20 protein-coding genes are annotated in these 21535 nt (G+C 61.1%); 9 read left to right on the top strand and 11 right to left on the bottom strand.

What is annotated here, in order from left to right; genetic code table 11:
- Positions 1 to 408: 408 nt before the first annotated feature.
- The 8 genes from BGRAMDRAFT_RS18830 to BGRAMDRAFT_RS18795 form a co-directional block, all read right to left on the bottom strand.
- Complete coding sequence (locus tag BGRAMDRAFT_RS18830) at positions 409 to 1377, bottom strand: ABC transporter permease (RefSeq protein WP_006050398.1); 969 nt, start codon at positions 1375 to 1377, stop codon at positions 409 to 411.
- The gene (locus tag BGRAMDRAFT_RS18825) at positions 1374 to 2171 is read right to left on the bottom strand and encodes an ABC transporter permease (RefSeq protein ID WP_044021371.1); all 798 of its coding nucleotides are present in this window, start codon (positions 2169 to 2171) and stop codon (positions 1374 to 1376) included. The genes BGRAMDRAFT_RS18830 and BGRAMDRAFT_RS18825 overlap by 4 nt, the downstream gene beginning before the upstream one ends.
- Positions 2168 to 2380, bottom strand: coding sequence for a hypothetical protein (locus BGRAMDRAFT_RS34575; RefSeq protein ID WP_006050396.1), 213 nt, complete (start codon positions 2378 to 2380; stop codon positions 2168 to 2170). The genes BGRAMDRAFT_RS18825 and BGRAMDRAFT_RS34575 overlap by 4 nt, the downstream gene beginning before the upstream one ends.
- Complete coding sequence (locus tag BGRAMDRAFT_RS18815; protein ID WP_006050395.1) at positions 2377 to 3933, bottom strand: sugar ABC transporter ATP-binding protein; 1557 nt, start codon at positions 3931 to 3933, stop codon at positions 2377 to 2379. The genes BGRAMDRAFT_RS34575 and BGRAMDRAFT_RS18815 overlap by 4 nt, the downstream gene beginning before the upstream one ends.
- Positions 3934 to 3943: 10 nt before the next feature.
- Complete coding sequence (locus tag BGRAMDRAFT_RS18810; protein WP_006050394.1) at positions 3944 to 4963, bottom strand: ABC transporter substrate-binding protein; 1020 nt, start codon at positions 4961 to 4963, stop codon at positions 3944 to 3946.
- A 70-nt stretch (positions 4964 to 5033) separates the two neighbouring features.
- Positions 5034 to 6371 carry a metal-dependent hydrolase family protein gene (locus tag BGRAMDRAFT_RS18805; RefSeq protein WP_006050393.1) on the bottom strand — a complete coding sequence of 446 codons (1338 nt, stop codon included), beginning with the start codon at positions 6369 to 6371 and terminating at the stop codon, positions 5034 to 5036.
- Between the two features lie 106 nt (positions 6372 to 6477).
- Complete coding sequence (locus BGRAMDRAFT_RS18800; protein ID WP_006050392.1) at positions 6478 to 7263, bottom strand: alpha/beta fold hydrolase; 786 nt, start codon at positions 7261 to 7263, stop codon at positions 6478 to 6480.
- Positions 7264 to 8142 (bottom strand): fumarylacetoacetate hydrolase family protein, encoded by an 879-nt coding sequence (locus BGRAMDRAFT_RS18795; protein ID WP_006050391.1) that lies wholly within the window; start codon positions 8140 to 8142, stop codon positions 7264 to 7266. It abuts the gene before it with no gap.
- A gap of 139 nt (positions 8143 to 8281) precedes the next feature.
- Between BGRAMDRAFT_RS18795 and BGRAMDRAFT_RS18790 the strand changes: the two genes are divergently transcribed.
- Positions 8282 to 9019, top strand: a complete 738-nt coding sequence (locus BGRAMDRAFT_RS18790) for a FadR/GntR family transcriptional regulator (RefSeq protein WP_006050390.1) — start codon at positions 8282 to 8284, stop codon at positions 9017 to 9019.
- Positions 9020 to 9064: 45 nt separating this feature from the next.
- Here the strand turns inward: BGRAMDRAFT_RS18790 and BGRAMDRAFT_RS18785 are convergent, their stop codons facing one another.
- Positions 9065 to 9961 carry an oxidoreductase gene (locus BGRAMDRAFT_RS18785; RefSeq protein WP_006050389.1) on the bottom strand — a complete coding sequence of 299 codons (897 nt, stop codon included), beginning with the start codon at positions 9959 to 9961 and terminating at the stop codon, positions 9065 to 9067.
- Between the two features lie 270 nt (positions 9962 to 10231).
- Positions 10232 to 11641 carry an amidase gene (locus BGRAMDRAFT_RS18780; RefSeq protein ID WP_006050388.1) on the bottom strand — a complete coding sequence of 470 codons (1410 nt, stop codon included), beginning with the start codon at positions 11639 to 11641 and terminating at the stop codon, positions 10232 to 10234.
- Between the two features lie 188 nt (positions 11642 to 11829).
- Between BGRAMDRAFT_RS18780 and BGRAMDRAFT_RS18775 the strand changes: the two genes are divergently transcribed.
- Both BGRAMDRAFT_RS18775 and BGRAMDRAFT_RS18770 read left to right on the top strand, forming a co-directional pair.
- Positions 11830 to 12405: a TetR/AcrR family transcriptional regulator gene (locus tag BGRAMDRAFT_RS18775; RefSeq protein WP_006050387.1), complete on the top strand. Its 576-nt coding sequence runs from the start codon at positions 11830 to 11832 to the stop codon at positions 12403 to 12405.
- Between the two features lie 177 nt (positions 12406 to 12582).
- A complete protein-coding gene (locus BGRAMDRAFT_RS18770) occupies positions 12583 to 12996 on the top strand; it encodes a VOC family protein (RefSeq protein ID WP_006050386.1) in 414 nt (137 codons plus the stop codon).
- Positions 12997 to 13094: 98 nt separating this feature from the next.
- Here the strand turns inward: BGRAMDRAFT_RS18770 and BGRAMDRAFT_RS18765 are convergent, their stop codons facing one another.
- A complete protein-coding gene (locus tag BGRAMDRAFT_RS18765) occupies positions 13095 to 14324 on the bottom strand; it encodes an MFS transporter (protein ID WP_044021367.1) in 1230 nt (409 codons plus the stop codon).
- A 148-nt stretch (positions 14325 to 14472) separates the two neighbouring features.
- On the opposite strand from BGRAMDRAFT_RS18765, the gene BGRAMDRAFT_RS18760 reads away from it, so the two are divergent.
- The 6 genes from BGRAMDRAFT_RS18760 to BGRAMDRAFT_RS18735 all read left to right on the top strand — a co-directional run bounded on the left by BGRAMDRAFT_RS18760 (position 14473) and on the right by BGRAMDRAFT_RS18735 (position 21485).
- Positions 14473 to 14925, top strand: a complete 453-nt coding sequence (locus BGRAMDRAFT_RS18760) for a winged helix-turn-helix transcriptional regulator (protein ID WP_006050384.1) — start codon at positions 14473 to 14475, stop codon at positions 14923 to 14925.
- 559 nt (positions 14926 to 15484) lie between these two features.
- Entirely contained in the window at positions 15485 to 16537 is a 1053-nt protein-coding gene (locus BGRAMDRAFT_RS18755; protein ID WP_006050383.1) for a glycosyltransferase family 2 protein, read from the top strand.
- A 48-nt stretch (positions 16538 to 16585) separates the two neighbouring features.
- Positions 16586 to 17632 carry a glycosyltransferase family A protein gene (locus BGRAMDRAFT_RS18750; protein ID WP_006050382.1) on the top strand — a complete coding sequence of 349 codons (1047 nt, stop codon included), beginning with the start codon at positions 16586 to 16588 and terminating at the stop codon, positions 17630 to 17632.
- Between the two features lie 68 nt (positions 17633 to 17700).
- Complete coding sequence (locus tag BGRAMDRAFT_RS18745; protein ID WP_006050381.1) at positions 17701 to 18153, top strand: hypothetical protein; 453 nt, start codon at positions 17701 to 17703, stop codon at positions 18151 to 18153.
- A 50-nt stretch (positions 18154 to 18203) separates the two neighbouring features.
- Complete coding sequence (locus tag BGRAMDRAFT_RS18740; protein WP_232292295.1) at positions 18204 to 20363, top strand: HAD family hydrolase; 2160 nt, start codon at positions 18204 to 18206, stop codon at positions 20361 to 20363.
- 282 nt (positions 20364 to 20645) lie between these two features.
- Complete coding sequence (locus BGRAMDRAFT_RS18735) at positions 20646 to 21485, top strand: ABC transporter permease subunit (protein ID WP_044021365.1); 840 nt, start codon at positions 20646 to 20648, stop codon at positions 21483 to 21485.
- Positions 21486 to 21535: the final 50 nt, after the last annotated feature.

Raw genomic sequence — 21535 nt, 5'->3', positions numbered from 1 at the left:
CCCAAGGGGCAAGGCCCGATCGCGTGACGCGGGCTTTCCGCAGCGTCGGGGGCGGCAAGCGTCGTCGACAGGATAGCGCGCGCTGTCTCGTTGACCGTTTCATAACAAGGGGAGCGTAGTGGCAGGACCAAGCGGTTGATCCAGTCACCCTAGTTCGTTATCCTTCCGAACTCTCCGGACTTGTCACCGAGGTTTGGATCTAAGGGCTCGCCGGCCACTCCACCCGGCGGGTTTTTTTTCGCGCGCTTTTTAGTCCTGGTTTCGGCTGCGGCGCGGCCTGGTTCGGTGAATGGTTGTGAGCGACCCTACGTGCCTTAAATGTGTGCGCCGGTTTCTCCAAACGCCGCGGTGATGGATGTGGTATTGGCCGTAGAAAACCGCTGCATCGCCCGCAGGACGATGCCCGCATCAAGCCGCCATCGCCCGACGTCCGACCGACCAGCCGTTCATCGTCAGAAACACGATCAGCGTTGCGCCGAAGATGCACTGACGTCCGGCCTCGCCGATCTGCAGCGCGGTCAGCAAACTGGTCAGCGCGGTGATGAACAGCGCGGCAATCGCCACCGCGATGTAATCGCCGCGTCCGCCGCCCAGCGAGACGCCGCCGATCACCGCCACCACGACACTCGTCAGCACATAGCCGCTGCCGAGTCCGAGAAACGCCTGGCCGACGTAGCCCACCAGCAGCACGCCGGTCAGCGCGGCAATCATCGCGCTCGCCGTATAAGCCGCGATGCGCACCGCTCGCACGCGAGTGCCGGTGAGCAGGGCGGCGGTGGGATTCGCGCCGGTCGCCATCAGGCGGCGTCCCCATGCGGAGCGATCCAGAAACCACCAGACCGCAGTGCCGGCGACGAGCCACAACACGGCGACGGTCGGTACGCCTGCCACGCTACGTCCGGCGAGCGCAACGAGCGTCGCACTGGCCGCGGTATTCACATGCATGAGCGACGACCACACGATCAAACCGCCGTCGACCAGACTCGCCATTGCGAGCGTCATCACCAGCGGCGGCACTTTGAACACCGTGATCCCGCAACCGTTGATCACACCGACCACCGCGCCGCACAACGCCGCCGCAAAAAACGCGAGCGGCAAGCCAACGGGCAAACCCGCTGGCCCCACATTGATCACCGCCGCGCCGATGATCCCGCCCAACGTCGCGACCGCGCCGACCGAGAGGTCGAGCCCCTGGCCGCCGGCCATCATCGCGAGCGTCTGCGAGATGCCGAAGAGGCCGAGGAAAGTGGCAATCTTCAACTGGTTGCCCAACTGGTCCGCGTTCGTAAAGCCGGGCACCGCCCACTGTCCGCCGACCATCACGAGAACGACGAGCACCAGCAGCAACATGCGCCGGGAAGTCAGCGTCGCGCTCATGCCGGTTTCCTCGCGCCGATGAAAGTGCAACCGAGCGCGAGCAGAATCACCGCGCCCTTGAACACTTCCTGATAGTTGCTCGGAATGCCCGCGAAGTAGACGACGTTGCCGATCAGCACGAGCACCAGCGCGCCGCAGATCGCGCCGAGCATCGAGCCGCGTCCGCCCGCGAGCGAAATCCCGCCGATCACGACCGCTGCCACCGAATTCAACGTGTACGGCAAGCCGAGGCGCGCATCGCCCGACGAGGTTTGCGCGGAGATGCAAAGCGCCGCGCCGAACACGAACAGCCACGCGAGCACATAGCCGAGCAGCTTGACAAGCCGCGTATCGACGCCGGACTTGAACACCGCATCCGCCGAACTGCCGGTCGCGATCAATCGGCGTCCGAAGCGATGACGTTGCAGCAGCGCCCACAACGCGCACGCCGCGAGCACCGGAATGGCCGCAAGCGGAAACACGCCGACGCGCATCGCAAACCACTCGCCGAGTATTTCCGGCACTGCGCCGCCGGGCTGCGGCATCAGCAGCAGGGCGCCGCCGAACCAGATCGCGCCGGTGGCGAACGTCGCGATCAGCGCGCTTTGCCGCAGGTAGCCGACCAGCAAGCCGTTGCAGACACCCGCCGCAACCGCGATGACAAGCGCCGCGACGCAGGTCGCCGCCGTGCCCCAGCCGGTGAGCGACGGCACCGCGGCGAGCACGCAATTGATCAGCGAGATCCCGGACCCCACTGAAAGATCCAGCTCGCCGAGCAGCACGATCACCGCCTGCGCCATGCAGACGAGAATCACGGGCGCCGCGTTTGCAGGTTGCTCGACAGCGAATCGGCGCTGAAGAAATCGGGCTGAAGAAACGCATTGCAGGCCAGCACGATCAGCAGCATCGCGACGCCCGGCAACGCACTGCTGTTGCGTGACGTGATCGCGTGAATGCATTGACGCAAACCGTGGACGGGCTGCTCGCGCGCAGGCTGAAGTCGTTCGGTCAGGCCGGCTTTCATGCGGCGCTCCTGCCGAACAGCGCGCTCATGACGCGGGCTTCGTTCATGTCGGGTCCTTCGAGTTGCGCGACCACGCGGCCTTCGTACATCACGATCAGGCGGTCGCAAACGGCGAGCAGTTCATCGGTGTCGGATGCGTAGACGATCGCGGCCGCGCCCGCTTCGGTCAGCGCGCCGATCGCTTCGTAGATCTCCTTGCGCGCGATCACATCGACGCCCTTGGTCGGATCGCTCAGCAGCAGCACCTTGATTCGGCGATCGAGCCAGCGGCCTATCACGACCTTTTGCTGATTGCCGCCCGACAGCGCACGCACCGGTTGTCGCGCGTCGGACGTCTTGATCCGCAGACGCTTCACGGCAAAATCGACCAACTGGCGAATGGAAGCACTTCGCAAACGCCACGGCTCGCGCTGAAAATTGGCCGCCACTTGCGCGAGATTGAACTCGACCGAATGATCGAGCCACAGTCCCTGCCGATGCCGATCGTTCGGCACCAGACACACGCCCGCGTCGATCATCTCACGCGGCGAGCGGACAGCGATCGGTGCACCGTCGAGCGTTATCTCGCCATCATCGAGCTTGCGATATCCGGCGAGCGCATCGAGCAATTCTTCCTGGCCGTGTCCTTGCAGTCCGGCCACGCCGAGTATTTCGCCTTGCCGCAATTCGAACTCCACGCCGCGCAGGCGGGCGCCGGCGCGCAGGCCACGCGCGCTCAACGCGATAGGGCTGATGTCGTTGGGCGCGCTAGCTGTAATCACGGCACTCATGCGCGGACTGTGTTGCGAATGCCGGCGAGCGGCCGCACTTTCACCGTGCATATCCACGTCAGCGGCGCCGCCCATCCACGCAAGCACGCGCGCTTCGTCGAGCTTGCCTTGCACCGGAATTTCGCCGGCATGCCTTCCGTTGCACAACACCATCACGCGATCGCACAGCGCCTGAATTTCCGCCATTCGATGCGAGATGAACACGATCGCTGTGCCGCGCGCGGCCAGTGCGCGGATCACGCGCATCAGGCTCTCGACTTCGGCGGCGGCGAGCGCAGCCGTCGGTTCGTCGAAGATCAGCACGCGCGGTTCGAGCGCCAGCGCCTTGGCTATTTCAACGAGCTGCTGATCCGCGACAGAGAGTTGCCCCGCGGGAAGGTCCAGGTTCCAGCCGGCACGCAGGCTCGAGAGCAACTGCGCCGCGCGCCGCCTTGCCGCCGTGCGATTGAGAAAGCGCCCACGCCGGCACATTTCCGCGCCGAGAAACACGTTCTCCCAGACCGGCAGATCGGGTGCGAGCCCCGGATGCTGATGCGCGATCGCAATGCCCGCCGCGCGAGCCGCACGCGGCTCGCCGGGCGGCAGACGATGCGAGTCGAGCGAAAGCGTGCCCGCGTCGGGCCGATTGTCGCCGGCAAGAATGCTCGACAGCGTCGACTTGCCGGAGCCGTTCGCGCCGAGCAAACCGAGCACTTCACCGGCATTCACTTCGATGCTGACGTTATCGAGCGCGACCACGCCGCCATAGCGCCGCGTGATTCCTGTGGCAGTCAGTAAAGGCATGCGCGTTCCGTCAGGGCGTGAAGAGCGCGTCGAGCTCCGGCTCGCTCAGCCATTGCCCCAGAAAATAGCTATCGGGCTTGCCGTTCATCGACGCAAGCGTGGCGTCGAGCGTGTCGGCGGTGACCGTCTTCGTGATCGGGAAGTAGTAGGTGTTGTCCGGCAGCGGCTTGAGCTTGTGGCCCTGCGCGAGCCGCACTGCGATGCCGAGCGCGGTCCGGCTGATGTCGGGCGGATTCACCTGCACGAACACCTTCATCGGATTGCCCGCGTCGCGCTGCTTCTTCCATTCCTGGAGGAAGCCTTTCTGCGCTTCGCCGGTCATCACCGCGACGCGCCGGTTCGCGTTCTCGAACGCACGCAGCACGCCGAGCGCCATCGCGTCTTCGGTAAAGACCGCGTCGATTTTCGGTTGCGCGGCGATCACCGTTGCCATCACCGCCTGCGCCTTCGCTTCGTCCCATTCGCCATAACCGGACCACACGACCTTGATGCCGGGATACTTCGCGAAGGTGTCGAGCGCCGCTTTCTTGCGCGCTTCGGCTGCCGGATGACCGGGAATGCCGTCGAGGACCACGACGTTACCCTTGCCGTTCAATTGCTGCACGATCCACTCGGCGTAGCGCTGCCCCCACTTGTAGTGATCGACGGTGACGTTCACCGCGTATTTGTTCGACACGGCCTGATCGAACGAAACAACAGGAATCTTGCTACGCTGCGCTTCGGAAATCACGCCGTTTAGCGCGGTGGCCGAATTCGCGTCGACCATGATCGCGCCGGTTTTCTGGCGGATCATGTTGCGCATGTCCTGGATCTGCTGGCCCGTATTCGTCCCCGATTGCTGGATCACGAGATTGCCCGCGAGACCCTTGGACTTGTAGGTCTGAAACTGTTCCTTCGCGCCGTCGACCATCTGGTTGCGCCATTCGGTTCCGAAATAACCGTTCGATAAACCGATATCCGGCGCGGCGGCCCAGGCCGACGCGCACACGAAGCTCGCCGCGCAAGCGGCGAGCAGAGCAAGCGATTTCATGCTGTCTCCCGTCCCGTGAACAGGGGTTGCTGTTTTGATGGGCCCGCCGCCGCGCCGAAGTCCGCGCCGCTCAGTGAACCGGCGCGTGAGTCGTCTGCGCGACGCCGGCATCGGCCGGCAACGGCGCGCCCGCATGCAGTTCGCCGCGCGGCGGTACGACGTCGTGCGAGGTCTTGAAGATCTCGCCGTCCTTCATCACGAGCGTGATTTTTTGCGGGTCCTGCAGCACGGCCAGGTCCTTCAGCGGATCGCCATTGACGAGCAGGATGTCAGCCAGATATCCCTCGCGAATCTGGCCGAGTTCATGCGGCCGCATCATCAGTTCACCGCCATATCGGGTGGCCGCCAACAGCACTTCCATCGGCGTCATGCCGATGTACTTCACGAAGTATTCGAGGTCCCGCGCATTCGTGCCGTGCGGCATCCATGCGAAGCCGTAGTCGCCGCCGGGCAGGATGCGGATGCCGCGCTTGTGCATCTTCTGCAGCGTGATCGCCGCGGTTTCGAGCTCGCGTTTATAGCCCATTTGCGTGGCGGCCGCTTCGCTGATGCCCCACGGTTCCGCGTGATACAGCGTGCTGATCAGCCAGCCGATTCCCGGCGCGACGAAGTGCTTGTCCTTGTTCGCTTCGAGCATGTCGAGCGCTTCTTCGTCCGCGAAGCTTGCGTGGAAGATCAGTTCCAGTCCGTGACGCACGCATTGCTTGACCGACTCGCTCGAACGCGCATGCGCGGCGACGCGCTTGCCTGCGCGTTTGGCCTCGGCGGCGAGCATGGCGATTTCTTCTTCCGAGAATGGCGACGATTCCGCCGAAATCCCGGCAATGTACTCGCCGGACAGATTGATCTTCAGATGATCGACCCCGTACTTGACGAACATGCGCGTGGTGGCGCGCATCTCTTCGGGACCGCTTACCACCGCGCCGAAGTTCAGTTCCTTGAACGGCATGTGCGGCAGGGTGTTGTCGGCGAGGCCGCCGAGTATCGTGATCTCCTGGCTGCCGGCCAGATAACGCGGGCCGGGGAATTCGCCTGCGTTGACCGCGTTGCGTAGCACGACATCGAGCCGCGGCTTCGCGGCCGCCGCGCCGAGCGCCGAAGTCCAGCCCATCTCCAGATAGCGTTTGGCGACGCGCACGCACCACAGCATGTGTTCTTCCGGCGGCATGAACTGAATCGCCGACAACGAAGGCTGATCGTTCCATGAGAAATGCGTGTGCGCCTCCGTCATGCCGGGCATCAGGAACGCGCCCTTGCCGTCGATGCGTTGCGCGTGCGGCGCGCTGACCGGCTCGCCTTCGCGTCCTACCTTGGCGATGCGTTGACCTTCGACGAGCACTTCGCCTTTGAAGGGTTGCGCGCCGCTGCCATCGAAAACCGTTACGTTCGTGAATACGATCGAGCTCATGTGTCTCCTCCAGGCGGGCGGACTGCGACTGGCGCGCATCTCGCCCTAAGGGTTATGTTTCGCTAAAGACGTATCACCCGCTTGGGCCTTGTCGGTCACTTCTTTATCAGCGGGCGGCGCTGTAGAACGCCTGCAATTGAGCCTGCGATTCCGCGGGCTTTTCGAACGTCGTCCAGTGTCCGCAGCCGCTCAGCACGACTACCTTCGCGCCCGCGATGCGCTCGCCCATCGCCTGCACGGCTTCGGGCTTGCCCACGCCGTCCTGATCGCCGGTGACGAGCAATGTGGGCACCTTGATCTGTTCGACCGGCGCGGCCTGTGCGCCAGCCAACGCTTCGCAGCTTTGCGCGTAGCCTTCCGGCGACTGGCGCATCACGCTCTCGCGCACCAGCGCGAGGGTGACGGGGCGCTGAGCCTTGGTCTCGTCGCTCGTCGCGCCTTTGACGATCGCATCGGCGATTTCCTGCAAGCCCGCGACGCCCTTGTCGCGTGCGAGCGCCGCGCGCTGACGCATGCCCTCGCGGCCGGCATCGGGCGGCGCGAGCAGCGGCCCGAACAGCGCGAGGCTTTTCACCAGTTGCGGATGTCTGATCGCAAGATGCTGCGCGACGATGGTGCCCATTGAATGCGCGACCACGTCCGCCTGTTCGATCTTCATCTCGCGCAGCGCGGCGGCGATCACGTCCACGTAGCCGTCGATCGACAGCTTCTGCGCCGGCAGTTCCGAGCGCGCGCTGCCAGGAAGGTCGATGCGAATTACCCGCTTGCCTTCGAATGCGCCGAGCACCGGCGTCCAGTTATTCGACGAGCCGCCGAGACCGTGAATGCACACGACGGGCGCGCCGTCGCCTTGCGTTTCGATGTAAAGACCCTGGACCAGAGTTGTTGCCATTTATGCCACCTCGTTTTCAAGGACGCCGACGCGCGGAATTTCCATCCGCACGACGTCGCCGGATTGCAGGAAGCGCGGCGGATTGAAACCGATGCCGACGCCCGCCGGCGTGCCGGTTGCAATCACGTCGCCCGGTTGCAGTTCGATGCCGGCCGAAATGGTTTCGATCAGCGTGGGGATGTCGAAAATCAGATGCCGCGAGTTCGACGATTGACGCAGCTCGCCGTTGACCCAGCAGCGCACGTCGATGTCGTTGGCGTCGAGTTCGTCGGCGGTGACGAGATACGGGCCCATCGGGCAAAAGCCGTCGAGCGATTTGCCGAGGAACCATTGGCGATGCAGCTTTTGCAGATCGCGCGCGGTCATGTCGTTGATCAGCGTGTAGCCGAACACGTGCGCGAGTGCATCCTGCTTGCGAATACCGCGGCCCGCTTTGCCGATCACCACGCCGATCTCAACCTCGTAGTCGAGTTGCTGCGTGACTGCGGCGTGACGCGGAATCTTGTCGCCTGGGCCGATCACCGTCGTCGCGGGTTTGGTGAAGACGACCGGTGCTTCGGGAATGTGTTCGCCGGCCTGGGCGCTTTTGTCGAAGCCGGATTTGCTGAACTCTTCCGCATGGTCGTGATAGTTCTTGCCCACGCAGAAGATGTTGCGACGCGGCTGGTCGATCGGCGCCAGAACCGTGACGCCGCTCAAGGGTCGGCCGTCGTGCTTCGGCACCAGCGCGCTCCTGATCGACGAATAGTCATGTACCAATTGGATCATATCGCCGCGAAAGCCGTCGCTCAATTCCGCTACGGGCCAATACTGTTGCCGTTCTGGATCTACCACAGCAACGGTTTTCGCGCCGTTTACCAGCAAATTTGCCAATTTCATGTCGAGCCTTTAATCTAGGTCCAGTTGGTGAGAATTTGTGTCACTGTAGGACCAAATGCGACCACAACCAACCAGGGTTAACCAAAAGTAAGTACCAATTGGTTCTATGCAAGAGGCTTCACCGGCAAGGAAGAAAGTCATGGGCGACGTTGAGACCGGCAAGATTTCTGTGAGAGCGGAGGGCGCGCGTGCGCTTGCGAGCTATCTGGAAGAGGCCATCCGCACCGGGCGTTTGCGAGAGGGCGTCAAGCTTCCCGCCGAGCGCGAATTGAGCGAGGAATTCGGCGCGTCACGCGGGGCGGTGCGGCGCGTGCTGGCCGATCTGAAGGGGCGCGGGTTCATCACGCAGGTGGTGGGAAGCGGCACTTTCGTGCTGCCGCAGAAGGACGTCGCCGCAGCGGCGGTGCGTGTGGAAGCGCAGAACGCGCAGGTCATGCATAGCTCACAAGAGGTCGTGCAGACCAGTCCCGCCGAGCTGATGGAAGCGCGTTTGCTGATCGAACCGCTGATGCCCGGCTTGATCGTGCGTTATGCGACCGCGGCCGATTTCGCGCGGATGGTCGAATGCATCGAGCGTTCCGAAGCCGCGCAGAGCATCGAAGAGTTCGAGAAGTGGGACGGCGAATTGCATAAGACATTCGCGCTGGCCACGCACAACAGCTTTTTTCTGCGCGTGCTCGAACTGACCAACGAAGTGCGCGAGCAGGGCGAGTGGGGCCGGCTCAAACGCAAGTCGCTGACGGCCGAGCGGCGCGCCGAGTATGAGGCGCAGCATCGCGCGATCGTCGATGCGCTGCGCGACCGCGACGCCGACCTCGCGTGCGAATTGCTGACCGGACATTTGAAGCAGATCCGGCACAACCTGTTTGGCGGATGAGTCCGAGAGTGGGCGCGTCGCGCCGTCACATCCTTCGTGGAAGTATTAGCCCGGTCCGTCGCTCGCGGCCGCGAGGAGCGGCACGACCAGATCGCTGATCGGTGTGGCGATACCGTGAGACCGGGCACGTCGCTGCACGACGCCGTTGCGGCTGTCCCATTCGAGCGGGCGGCCAGCCTCCCGGTCGGCGAGGATCGAAGTGCCCAGGTCGGCCGGATAACCACGAAATGCATCGACGATTTCTTGCGGGACTTCGTCGCCGAGTGTCGCGCCTTCCGCACGGGCAACCTCGAGACATTCCTGCAAGTAGGCGAGAGCCAGGCCGGCGATATCGGCTCGTGAGTACATGCCGGCACGGCGGCCCGCCAGAACCATTAAACCTGCGACAGCATTTTGCAAAAGCTTGCGCCACGCGACGGATGTGAAATCGGCTGCTACGTCGACCGAACACCGTGTGCCACTCAATGCCGCAAGGACAAGGCTGGTTTCCGGCGTGTCCGGCAACGTAATGCGAGCTTTGCCGCGTAGCCAGACAGAGGCGTCCGGTTCGCGTTGAGCAGGAAACCAAACCACCGAGGGTAAGACTGGGCTGCCGGGCACATGCGGCGCGACAAGCGCTTTCTGTTCGACGCCGTTTTGCAGCACGCAGACCACGGTGTTCTTGTTGCACAACGCGGAGAGCCACGGCGCTGTTGCGTCGATTTGCGTTGACTTCACCGCGACAAAAACCAGGTCGAACGTGTTGTCGACTTCGGCCGGATTGGTGCGCACAGGTCCCGGCACCGCGATGCGGCCGCCGTCGAAGCGCAGTTCCAGCTGTTCGTGCGCCGAGCGGCCGAAAATGGCCGGCGTGCGTCCGACTTCATGAAGCGCCGCCGCTACGGTCGTGCCGATTGCTCCCGGCCCAACCAGGGCGATCGTTGGATTTTCTGACATCGTCATCATCGTCCCGTTTCAATAGTCAGTGTAGTTAGTGCGGGTTGGCCCCATGCCGCGCCGCAGTTTGAGCAGTAGTTCGTTGAGCGACCACGCAGGTTTTAGCACATCGGCGAACGCGCTTCAGGCAGGCAAATCGGCGAGGCCGATTTCTCGATCTGCTGCGGGCCGTCGAGCGCGTCGTACATGTTTGCGGCCAGATGCGAAGTCTAAACTTTTGCCGCTTTGATCGCTTGATCCAGGGCGGCGATGGTCGGTTTGCGCAGAGCTGAAGGCTCAAATATGCGGATGTAGATCGCGCACAGGGCTGACCGATTCGAGCAGTGACGCCACGTGAAGAATGGTTGACTCAGCCTGCCAACTCCCGACAATCTGTACGTTGATCGGCAGGCCCTCCTTGCTCGTGCCGAAGCGCATCGAGATGCCAGGCAAGCCCGTGACGTTCAACGGCACAGTTGCGCCCTGCAGATAGGTGGCATCCACTGTGTGGCCGTTGATCGAGAACGTGTCCACGCCGTGCTTGTGAGCCGGGATCGGAAGCACATGCGTAATCAGCGCGTCGTAATTCCGGAAGTATTCGGCGTATCCGTCTCGCAGACGCTCGGCCGCCTGTTCAGCGTCGATGTAGTCCCTCATCGAAGTGTCGGGCAGCGCCAGCATCGTCTTGGCCATCTTGTAGAGTTCGTCCTCAGCGCGGCCTGCTGTCACTTCCGCAAAGGCCGGCTTCATTTCCATGACGTGCAGGCGGTTGAATACGTCGAGAGCGAAGTCACGCTCGAGGGCAGGAATGCGTACAGGCTCCACCACTAGCCCCAAACTTTTGAGCGCTTCCGCCGCCGCCTGCACCGTTGCCGCGACTTGCGGATCGACGGGCCCGAAGCCCGGTTCAACCATCCAGCCCACTCGCAGCGGACGGTCTGGTGAGCGGCCCACGCCGGCATCGAACGGGACGGTACTGCTTGCAAAAGCGTCGTGCCCATCGGGACCGGACAACTGCGAGAACGCGAGCGCCAGGTCGCGGATGCTGCGAGCCATCGGACCCACGTGCCAGAAGCGGCGTGGGGCGCGCGGCCAGATCCCTGTCATGGGCACGCGTCCGTGAGTCGCCTTTAGCGACACGATGCCTGTCTGCGCAGCGGGTCCGCGCACAGAGATCGCCAGATCGGTGCCGAGCCCCAGCGGCGACATACCCGCTGCGATGGCCGCCGATTCGCCGCCGCTGGAGCCGCCCGGAGTGCGCTCCAGATCCCACGGATTATTCGATCGGCCACTGAGCAGATTGTCGCTTTCGATCCAGTACGAGAATTCGGGCAAGTTCGTTTTTGCGAGAAGGATGCCGCCTGCATTTTTCAGCCGGGCCACGCTAGTTGCGTCGGCGTCAGGAACGCGTCCTTTAAAGATGGGCGAGCCACGTTGCGTAGCCACGCCCGCCGTGTCGATCGAATCTTTTGCGGTGAAGGGCACTCCGTGCAGCGGCCCCAACGCCTTGCCCGACAGCACTGCCGTTTCGGCGGCCCTGGCGGCTTCCAGCGCATCGTCCGCGACCGTCACGATCGCATTGATTTTCGGATCGACCGCGTCGATGCGGTCAAGGTGTGCCTTCACGACCTCGACGGGCGAGACTTCGCGTGTGCGGATCAGTTCGGCCAGTCGGGTGGCATCGAGGTAAAGGAGTTCGGAGGTCATGGTTTTTCCCTGGCGCTTGTGGGACGGATTGAGTCAAAACTGATGAGACTACCTAACAGTAGTTAGGCAACGATTATCAAAAAAATGCCGCTCTTGCGATGCGACATGTGGGTTGCCTACCTAACGTTTGTTAGGGGCAACTTTAGGCGATACAATGCGTCAGGTCAACAACTTTTGAGGAGACCGTCGTGACCATTGCAGCCGTCACCGGCTCAGGGGACCGCATCCTTGCTGCTGCGACAAGAATGGCGCAGGCGCACGGCTATACCGGGCTCAATATTCGGGACCTGGCGCAGGATGTCGGCATTAAAGCTGCCAGCATTTACCATCACTTCGCGAGCAAGGCGGACCTCGCGGCGGCAGTCGCGCGACGCTACTACGAGGACGCGGCCGCTGCGCTGGAAGAACTCTCGGCGGCATCAGGCGATCCGCTCGTCAGTTTGCGTCGATACCCGGAGACGTTTCGCCGGTCTTTGGAGTGCGACAACCGCATGTGCCTGAGCAGCTTTATGGCCGCGGAATACGACGATCTGCCTGAAGCGGTCAAAAAGGAAGTGCAGGCCTTCGCTGACGTCAACGTGGCCTGGCTCCGTCGGTCGCTGGAGGCGTCTGGCGTCGTCACCGGCGAGGGGAGCCGCGAACGCGCGTGCGCGATTTACGCCGCAGTCGCGGGAGCTCAGTTGATGGCGCGCGGGCGGGCGGACATTGCCTTGTTCGACACCTTGATCGGCACTTACAGGGCAGTCGGCTTATTGCCGGGGTAAGAGGTCGAACCAACGTCGGCCTAATCCGCGAGACCGTCGAAAGCAGACATGCTATTTCCGAGTGCGCGTTGCGCGTTCAAAAATTTCTTCGCGGCTTTCGTCGATTCTTCTCCATGTCATTCGTCGGTATGTATGGTGGCGGCAATCCTGCCGCGGCTAGATCTCAAAGGAAAAATGATGACCAAGATGATCTTCGTTAACCTGCCAGTGACGGACCTGGAGCGGTCGAAAGCCTTCTACGCGGCAGTTGGCGCGGTCAATAATCCCGCATTCAGTGACGATACCGCAGCGTGCATGGTGCTCTCCGATACCATTTTCGCGATGCTTCTCACACACGACAAGTGGCGCCAGTTCACCAGCAAGCGGATTGTCGATGCGCACACCGACGCGCAGGTGCTGCTCTGTCTGTCTGCGGATGATCGCGAGCAGGTATCCAGCCTTGTCGAAAAGGCGAGTAAGGCGGGCGGCAAGGCAGACCCTACGCCTGTGCAGGATTTCGGCTTCATGTATGGTCGCAGTTTCGAGGATCCGGACGGTCATATCTGGGAAGTGATGTGGATGGATCCCGAGGCGGTTCCGCCACACGGCTGACGAGTACTTCGCCGGGCAGGAGCCTTCGCGACGAGTCGCGAAGGCCGCGACAGTCCGGCTTCGACAGGAACGGGCACAGACGTTCCGGCAAGCGGCATTTATCTCCCGGCATGCCGGACCGTCGCTGCCCAGAATGCGAATGCAGTCATGCTGACGACGAAACCTAGTGCGCAAACGCCTGGCCACCCTGCACGCGAATAAATCACCGTCGACGATATCGCGCCCAAGCCGCTTCCAGCGGAATAAAAAAGCATGTAGCAGCCGACCAGGCGGGCATGCGCCTCGGGACGCGTGCTGAATATCATGCTCTGGTTGACGACGTGTATCGCTTGCCCGCCTATGTCAAGAAGTATGATGCCAACAATCAATAGGATCACTGACTTATCGATAAGCGAGATCGGTAGCCATGACGCGCAGAGAAGAACTAGCGCGACGCACGTTGTGGTCTGACCGTGGCCCCGGTCGGTCAAGCTCCCGGCACGTGCCGCCGCCATCGCGCCGAGTGCCCCGACCAGACCGAATGCACCGATGCCCGTATGTGACATTGCATGAGGCGGCGCACTTAGCGGTAGAACAAGTGCACTCCAGAAAATGCTGAATGCTGCGAACATGAGAAGACCAAGGAAACCTCGTACCTGCAGTACGCGCTCACGCAGCAGGAGTTCGATCATCGAACGCAGCAGGCCGGCGTAGCTCAATTGCACTCGGGACGGCCGCGGAGTCGGTAGAAAGAGAAGAAGCACAATCAGCATGCCGACAGCGAAAATTGCAGACACGAGGTAGACGGCTCGCCAGCCAGCCACATCTGCCACGACGCCGGCGAGCGATCGAGCCATCAGCAAGCCAACGACAACACCGCCCTGTGCCGTGCCGACTACTCTGCCGCGCTCGCTTTCGTTGGCAAGTGCGGCTGCGCATGCGATCAGAACCTGCGTCATTGCCGTGCCGAGCAATCCGACGCCAATCATTCCAGCGAGCAACGCATGCTGCGATCCTGATAGAGCCACGGCTACGCACGCGATGGCGAGCAAAACCAGCTGGCAGACGATAAGCCGCTTGCGGTTGAGCAGGTCGCCGAGCGGCACGACAAACATCAGCGAAAGCGCGCAGCCCACTTGAGTCGCTGTTATGACGCCACCCACATCGGAATGAGAAATATGGAAGTCGTGGGAGATGGCGTCGAGCAACGGCTGGGCGTAGTAGACGTTGGCAACGCTCACCGCACAACACACCGACATCAGGGCGACGAGGCCCGTGGGCATTTCTTTGCGCTCTATTGAGTCAGTGGGCGGATCATGCTGCACTTCGGGGGTACAGGACGTGCTCATGGAAAAGTCGGTTTGTGTAGTTTCAAATTGCAACTACGAAGAGTGTAGGGACAGTTGTTTTAAAATGCAACTTACGATTGAGCTTACGTGCGACCGTCGGTAATGTCGGTCGGGCTCGGACGTTCGCATTGGGATCGAGGAGCGCCAGATGGCCAGACAGAGAAGTCTTGTTGATTTATCGTGCCCGGTTGGCCGGGCGATTGACATCGTGGGAGACAGGTGGGCACTGCTGATAGTTAGAGACGCCTTCGACGGCGTGAGCCGGTTCGGTGAGTTCGTTTCCAGCCTGGGCATCGCCCGCAATATTCTGGCCGACCGCCTCAAGATGCTCGTTGAAGGCGGGGTGTTCGAGGTTGTGCCAGCGTCGGATGGTTCCGGACACCAGGAATACGTCCTGACAAAGAAGGGCGAAGCGCTTTTCCCTGTCATTGTGATGTTGCGTCAATGGGGCGAGGCCAATCTGTTTGCTCCGGGCGAGAAGCACTCGGTACTGGTGGACCGCAAGACGGGACGCGTAATCAAGAAGCAGACATTGAGGCACGACGATGGCCGCTTGCTGAATGCAGCGACCAGCGCGGTCCGAAAGGTGGCGCAGCCGTAACGTTTCTAGCCGCTATTCTCGAAGCGCGAATTTAGCCGCGCCGTCCCAATGTACGCGAAACGCGTATCGCTCGATTCATAAACGACTGGCCGATTACGGCGGCAACGGCACGTCTTCGATCAGCTCGGCTTTTTACAGCGTGCATCCTGCAATCGACGAAACAGCCGCCGCCTTCCGCGTAGTGCAGAGAGCAGTCTGCATAACCTGTTCCCATTCTGCGAAGCGATTGTGCGAAAAGTAGCGCAGTGCGAATAAGCGCATCTACGGACGACTAAATACGATTATTTCGTACGACGATATTATCGACGATTCAGCGATTCGCGACATTACTACTCGACTTTAGGCCGCGCCGACTGCACTGATTATATGAACGCATAACTTGAATATCGCCAGGCACTCTGTTGCTGCGCGAGGGCAGGGTGCGCGAATCCGGCTCGGGCGAAGTAACGCAACCTACCGTCCGGGCCGGTGGCTGAATCAACGAAAAAGCGTACCGTGAGCGGCTTCGCAAAACGGATGTGTTCAGGATGTATTCATCCAGGCGGGCTGGAGGTAGTCGATGAGAGTTCGATACAGCGAATGTCCAGCGAACCATTCCGAGCTGTTCTTCTCGGTCGTGATCGCCAACTACAACTACGGTCGCTTTCTCCGGCAAGCGGTGGAAAGCGCGCTGACGCAGGATTGGCCGCACGTCGAAGTCATCGTCGTCGACGACGGCTCGACCGATAACTCCGCGGAAGTCATTGACTCGTTTGGCGAAGCGATTACGGCCATCTTCAAGGAGAACGGTGGTCAGCGTGAAGCGAACAACATGGGCTTCGCGAAGAGTTCGGGCGACGTCGTTATCTTCCTCGATGCGGACGACGTTCTGGTGCCCGGCGCACTGCGCTCGATCGCCTCGGTGTGGCGCACCGGCCTCACCAAAGTGCAGGTATTGATGGAGCGAGTCGACGCACACGGGCGTCCCATACACAATGACAACGCCATTCCGAAGATTCGAAACGTGATTCCAAAGGTCCCGCCGGGACTCTCGCCGGAGGCGATCCGTCAGTGGGCATACAGGACGTCGGAGTATCCCACGCCGCCCGGTTCGGGAAATGCGTGGGCGCGCAGCTTCCTCAGAAAGATCTTTCCACTGGACGCGAGTTGCGATTCGTTCACGGATTCGACATGCATCGCGATGGCTCCCTATATGGGCGACGTCGAGACGATTCCCGCGCCTTTGGTGCTCTATCGCATGCATGGCGAGAACGATAGCGCGATGAGCGCGAACACGAATAACTTCGGCCGCGAGATTGCGCGCGCGCTCAAGCGACACCATGCCGCGTGCAAAGCCTGCGCCATGACCGGCAGGCCGCCACCGCCGATTAGCACGCTGTTCTGCGCACCGCATTTGCTTCAATTGCGAGTTGCTTCTTTGCGGCTGACACCGGAAAAACATCCGCTGCCCGGCGACAGCCGATTGCGCGCCCTGCGCGACGCATTGTCCATTCCCTTTCGCCCGAACTTCGAGCGAGCCGCGTTTCGTTGCCTGATTGCGGGATGGAGCATCGTCACGTTGCTCGCCCCCATGAACATTGCAAGATCGCTCATCCGGCGCCGATTCGTTTGAACGTATCCGGTCGGTCAGATCGCCTTGAGCTCTTGCCGGGAAGTCACCATGAAAGAAATGAACGTTGTGATCTGCAACTACAACTATGAAGAGTATCTGGCACAGGCAATAGATTCCGCGCTCGCGCAGGACTACATGAATACACACGTCATCGTCATCGACGACGGATCGACGGATGGATCGCGCGCCATCATGCAAGCCTACGCCACGCGCATAACGACTATTTTCAAGGACAACGGCGGGCAGGTCTCTGCCTACAACCTGGCGCTTCAGCGGCTCAAGACGGGCTATGTTCTGTTTCTCGATTCGGACGACGTACTCTATCCCGGCGCAGTGACCGAAGTGATGCAGAGCTTCGAGAGAGAAAACGTGGCAAAGGTGCAGTTCCGGCTGGATGTGATCGACTGCACCAGCAAATGTACGGGAGTTTATGTACCTCACTCGTTAGCCGACGGCGACTGTTTGAAACCTCTGCTCGACGGATGGCTGTACCCGTCACCGCCTGCGTCCGGCAACGCGTATAGCGTCAGTGCGTTGCGAAAAATCTTCCCCGTACCAGAGACGGCCAAGAGCCGGTATGGCGCGGATTTCTACGCGATTTACGGGGCGGCTCTGGTTGGAACAGTATTGAGCATTCCAAAGTCGCTCGGCGGTTACCGCGTGTATTGCGGAGCGCGAGGCGCTACGTTTGCTAATTCGGAGCAGACCGACAGGGCGCCTAAAGCATTCACGTCGCGGTGGGCGACTCTGCGCGAAATAGCATCGCGCCGCCTGGGCATGCAGTTGCCACGGGACTTTCACGATTTCGCGCTTGAAAGGGCGTATTTCTGCGCGAGTGTCTACAACGCGCCGCTGACGGCCCGCTGGCGCTGGATGTTAAAACATTCGCATGCTTATCTCCATGCGATCGTGGCAAATCCGTTCTGGAGCCTGAAGAAAAAGCTCGGGACGCTCGCGCTTTCCAGTCTTTGTCTCGTTCCATATTCGCCTATTGCTGATTACGCAGTCCGTTATATTTGCAACCCGTTAGCTCGCAATCACACCGCTAAAAAAGGAGTTCGTGTTGTTAGCGAAGCACGAGCGACGCACTTATAGGAGCGAGGCGCGTCACAGAACCCGGCCGTGCTTTACACCGTGAACACCTCAAGGCTTTGAGGATCGCTATGAAAGACGAATTACTGACGAAAGACGTGGCGCGCAGCTTTCATGACGCGGAGCTACTGTCCGTGACACATGATCGCGCCAGGTCCGAATTACGCACGACGTTCGCGCTGAGGGGCGACAACGTGCGAGCAATAACCTGCGAAGGAATACATGCGCTGAGGGCGGCAGACATCATTCGTCACAACGTGGTGTCGAGGGTATTGCTATCTTCGTGGCATCGATTCGCGGAGGGTGAACTGGCGGCGAAAGTCAACTGGGCAAATTCACTCGATGGCACCGAGGTCCGCCTTGGTTCGCCCTCCATGACGAGGTACGAGACGAGCATCGCCAGTGGGGATTGGAATCTGCTGGTGATCGAGCCGTCATATGGCGCGGAGATCGTCGTGATCTGCGACCGGGTAGCTTTAACCGCTTGCGTTGACGATGAGTCATGGTTGATGAGTCATGGCTGACGGCGCGCGTTTTTTAGATCGTTAGTGTTGAACCGGCGTGCGGAAGACCCATGCCGGGCGAGCGAGCAGACAAACTCGGCGCGGTCGAAAGTAGTCCCTCTCTTTTAAGGCGGAAGGCACCGATGAATGCGACGAACCTCCTTCTCGAACGCGTCATCAACCAACGATTTGTATCAGCTGGCATCCAGCAACTTTTTGCGGGGATGAATCCACTACACGACCTGGATGCACAGCGAATCTGGACCGGCGATGGCCTCGTCTCTTTCGATGCGTTCGACACTTTAATAACAAGGCCCTTGCGGCGACCCTCCGATCTGTTCCTCGTGGCGGGATATCGGCTGCAACGCGAATTTGGTTCTGTCGTCGAGCCGGGCGAATGGATGGCGATCAGGCAATCGGCGGAGTGGAGGGCACGCAAGGCCCGTGTCGAGCGTGAAGTGACGCTCGACAACATTTATGCGGAGATCGCAGAGTCGGTGGATTTGCCACGCGAATTCCTGTGTGCGGCGCAGGCCATCGAAGTCGCGCTCGAAAAGCGCTTGTTACGTCCCATAACCGGCATGGTCGAGATATTCAATCGCTTGTCGGCATTGGGAAGAACGGCAATTATTTCGGATATCTACTTTTCACGATCGGATCTGGAAAGCATGCTCAGCGGTTGCGGCGTGCGCGTGCAGCCGGGGCAGTTGTTCATTTCATGCGAGAACCGTCGTACCAAGAGGAGTGGGACTCTCTTTTCGGATGCGAAAGGCAGTGGAGTCAAACACCTGCACGTCGGAGACAACGTATTCTCCGATGTATTCCAGGTATGGCGCGTAGGCGGTCGTGCCGCGCCGTTCTTCAAGACGGCGCCCGGACGGCTCGAGCGCGAACTCGACAAGGCCGCGATCGAGCCGCCGCTGCTTGGGTCTGCTCTGTCGGGAAGCGCGCGCACGGCGCGGCTGCGCGTCAAGCCCGTCAGCGACCACGACGAGACGCTCGCAGAGGTATCGGCTGGCTTCGTGGGTCCGTTGCTGCTCGCGTTTGTCGTGTGGATTCTCACAGAGGCGAGACGCAGGAAAGTCGATCGATTGTTCTTCCTCGCGCGTGACGGCCAGATACTTTTATCGATTGCGAAAAAGATAGTAAGCGCATACGACTTGCCGATCGATTTGCGGTATCTGCACGTGTCGCGGCAATCGCTTCACTTGCCTGCTGTTCTGGACATATCGGAAGGCGACCTGAGTCATTTCGGTTTCAAGGCAGGCAATTCGCTCGCGGACGTGTTCAGGAAATTCGATCTGGATATCAATCACACGGCCATCGCCGGTTTGCAGGAACGTCTTGGTATTCGCTCCCCGCATGCCGCGATGAGTCGCGCTGAAGTAGAGCAGTTGATCCGGTACATCCAGACAGACGATCAGGTTCGCGATCTGATCAACGCGTCCGCTTCTTCTGCGCGACGGCTACTGCTCGACTATCTGGAGCAGCACGCATTCTTCGCGGACGGTAACGTCGGTGTCGTCGATATTGGATGGCGCGCAAATTTGCAGCGCTCGCTGGCAAAGGTTGCATGCAGCCGGGAAGCAGGCTTCGACCGACGCCTCTCGGGCTTTTACTTTGGCCTCTATCATCGTCCGGAAAACTGCGGCAGCCTCGATGACTATCTCAGCGAGTCCGTGGGAGAGCCTATCAGGCCGCTGATTCGCGCGCCCATTTTCGAAGCCTTGTGCGCGGCGGATCATGGCACGACGACCGGATACACGCGGGCAGACGACGGCTCTGTCTTTCCAAAGCTTCTCACTCGCGACAATCCGCAGGCGCTGGAATGGGGTTTGAAAATCCAACAGGATGTCATCAACGCTTATGTCGATGATGTGCTGGCCGTCCTGACGGCGGCTGAAATCGACATACTGGATTGTATGGACGGCTTGGCGCGCGGGGCGGCCGTCGTGACGAGCCAGGTGATAGGCTCGCCGTCACGTAAAGAGGCCATCGCGCTAGGCTCGTTTCCGCATGCGAGCGATCAGTTGCATAACGTGTTTGGGCAAGTCGCGCCTCCGTTGCCGCTCAGCGCGCGCAAGTGGATCTCGAGACTGGTAGCGCGTGATGGCGAGCCGATGATTTCCGAATGGCCTGAGGCAAGCGTGGTTCGCGCAGCGCCGCCGCTTACGGCCGGCATGATGCTGGGCGGTCTCAGCGTGGCGAGATGGTTACGCAGGCGTCTGTAGCCCGCCGGCTTCTGAGAGGAGAAAACGGCTAACAATATTCGATGCTTTGCTATGACGGCGCAGTGCTAAGCACGTCGTTATGTTTTCAAAGTACACAACATCGCATGGGAGGGTGACGCAATACGGACGGAATTCGTCGTTATAACGGCATGCCGGTGCACATTGCATACGCAGCGCATATCGTTAGAAGGATTGATTCGTTGGAGAACAGCAAAGTTTTTACTTAGGCTGCCGGATGTATCTCCACACTCCTTCCCGATGACTCATGACGTCTCCCGCCGCATGGCCGACCTGACTTCCATCCGCAACAGCTATGTCGCCGCGCAACCGTCCCGCGTAGGCGTTTCTCAAGCGACGCTGTACATCTGGCTCTCGTGGATAATTCCCGCGGTCGTCGTGCTGCTGTGGGAAACCGCGGCGCGCGTCGGATTCATTGCGCCGCAAGTGCTGCCTGCTCCGAGCAGCGTCCTCGAAACCGCCGTCAACCTGGCACGTAACGGCGATCTTTTCGTTCATCTCGGTGTGTCGCTGCTGCGCGCCGCGGGCGGGTTCGTGATCGGCGGAACGCTCGGCCTCGCGCTTGGCGTCATCGTCGGCTTTTCGCCGCTCGCGCAGGCGCTTCTCGACCGCTCCGTTCAGATGGTGCGTGCGGTTCCGTTCCTCGCCATGCTGCCGCTCGTGATCGTCTGGTTCGGCGTCGGCGAAGTCGCGAAGATTTTCCTGGTGGCGCTCGCGGTGCTCTTTCCGATCTATATCAACACGATGCTCGGCATTCGCCAGATCGATCCGAAGCTCATGGAGCTTGGCCGCGTGGTCGGACTCGAGCGGGCCGCGATCGTGCGGCGGATCATTCTTCCGGGCGCGATGCCGTCCATTCTCACGGGCGTGCGCTACGCGCTCGCGCATGCGTGGCTCGCGCTGGTCATCGCCGAAACGCTCGCAACGACGAAGGGCATTGGCTTCCTCGCGATGGATGCACGCGAATTCCTCAATACGAACGTCATCATCCTCACGATGATCATTTACGCGATCATCGGCGTCGTCGCGGACGCGCTGGTGCGTCTGCTCGAAGGCCGCTTCCTCTCGTGGCACGCGAACTACACGAAAGGAGCGCGCAAGTGAATCAGCCTACCGCTCCATCTCGCGATCGCGCTGCGGCAGCGCCTTCACAC

Origin of the sequence: Paraburkholderia graminis C4D1M, assembly GCF_000172415.1 — a bacterium.
Taxonomy (GTDB): Bacteria; Pseudomonadota; Gammaproteobacteria; order Burkholderiales; family Burkholderiaceae; genus Paraburkholderia; species Paraburkholderia graminis.
The sequence above is the reverse complement of the archived record's forward strand: the minus strand, read 5'-3'. Positions and strand labels throughout refer to the sequence as shown.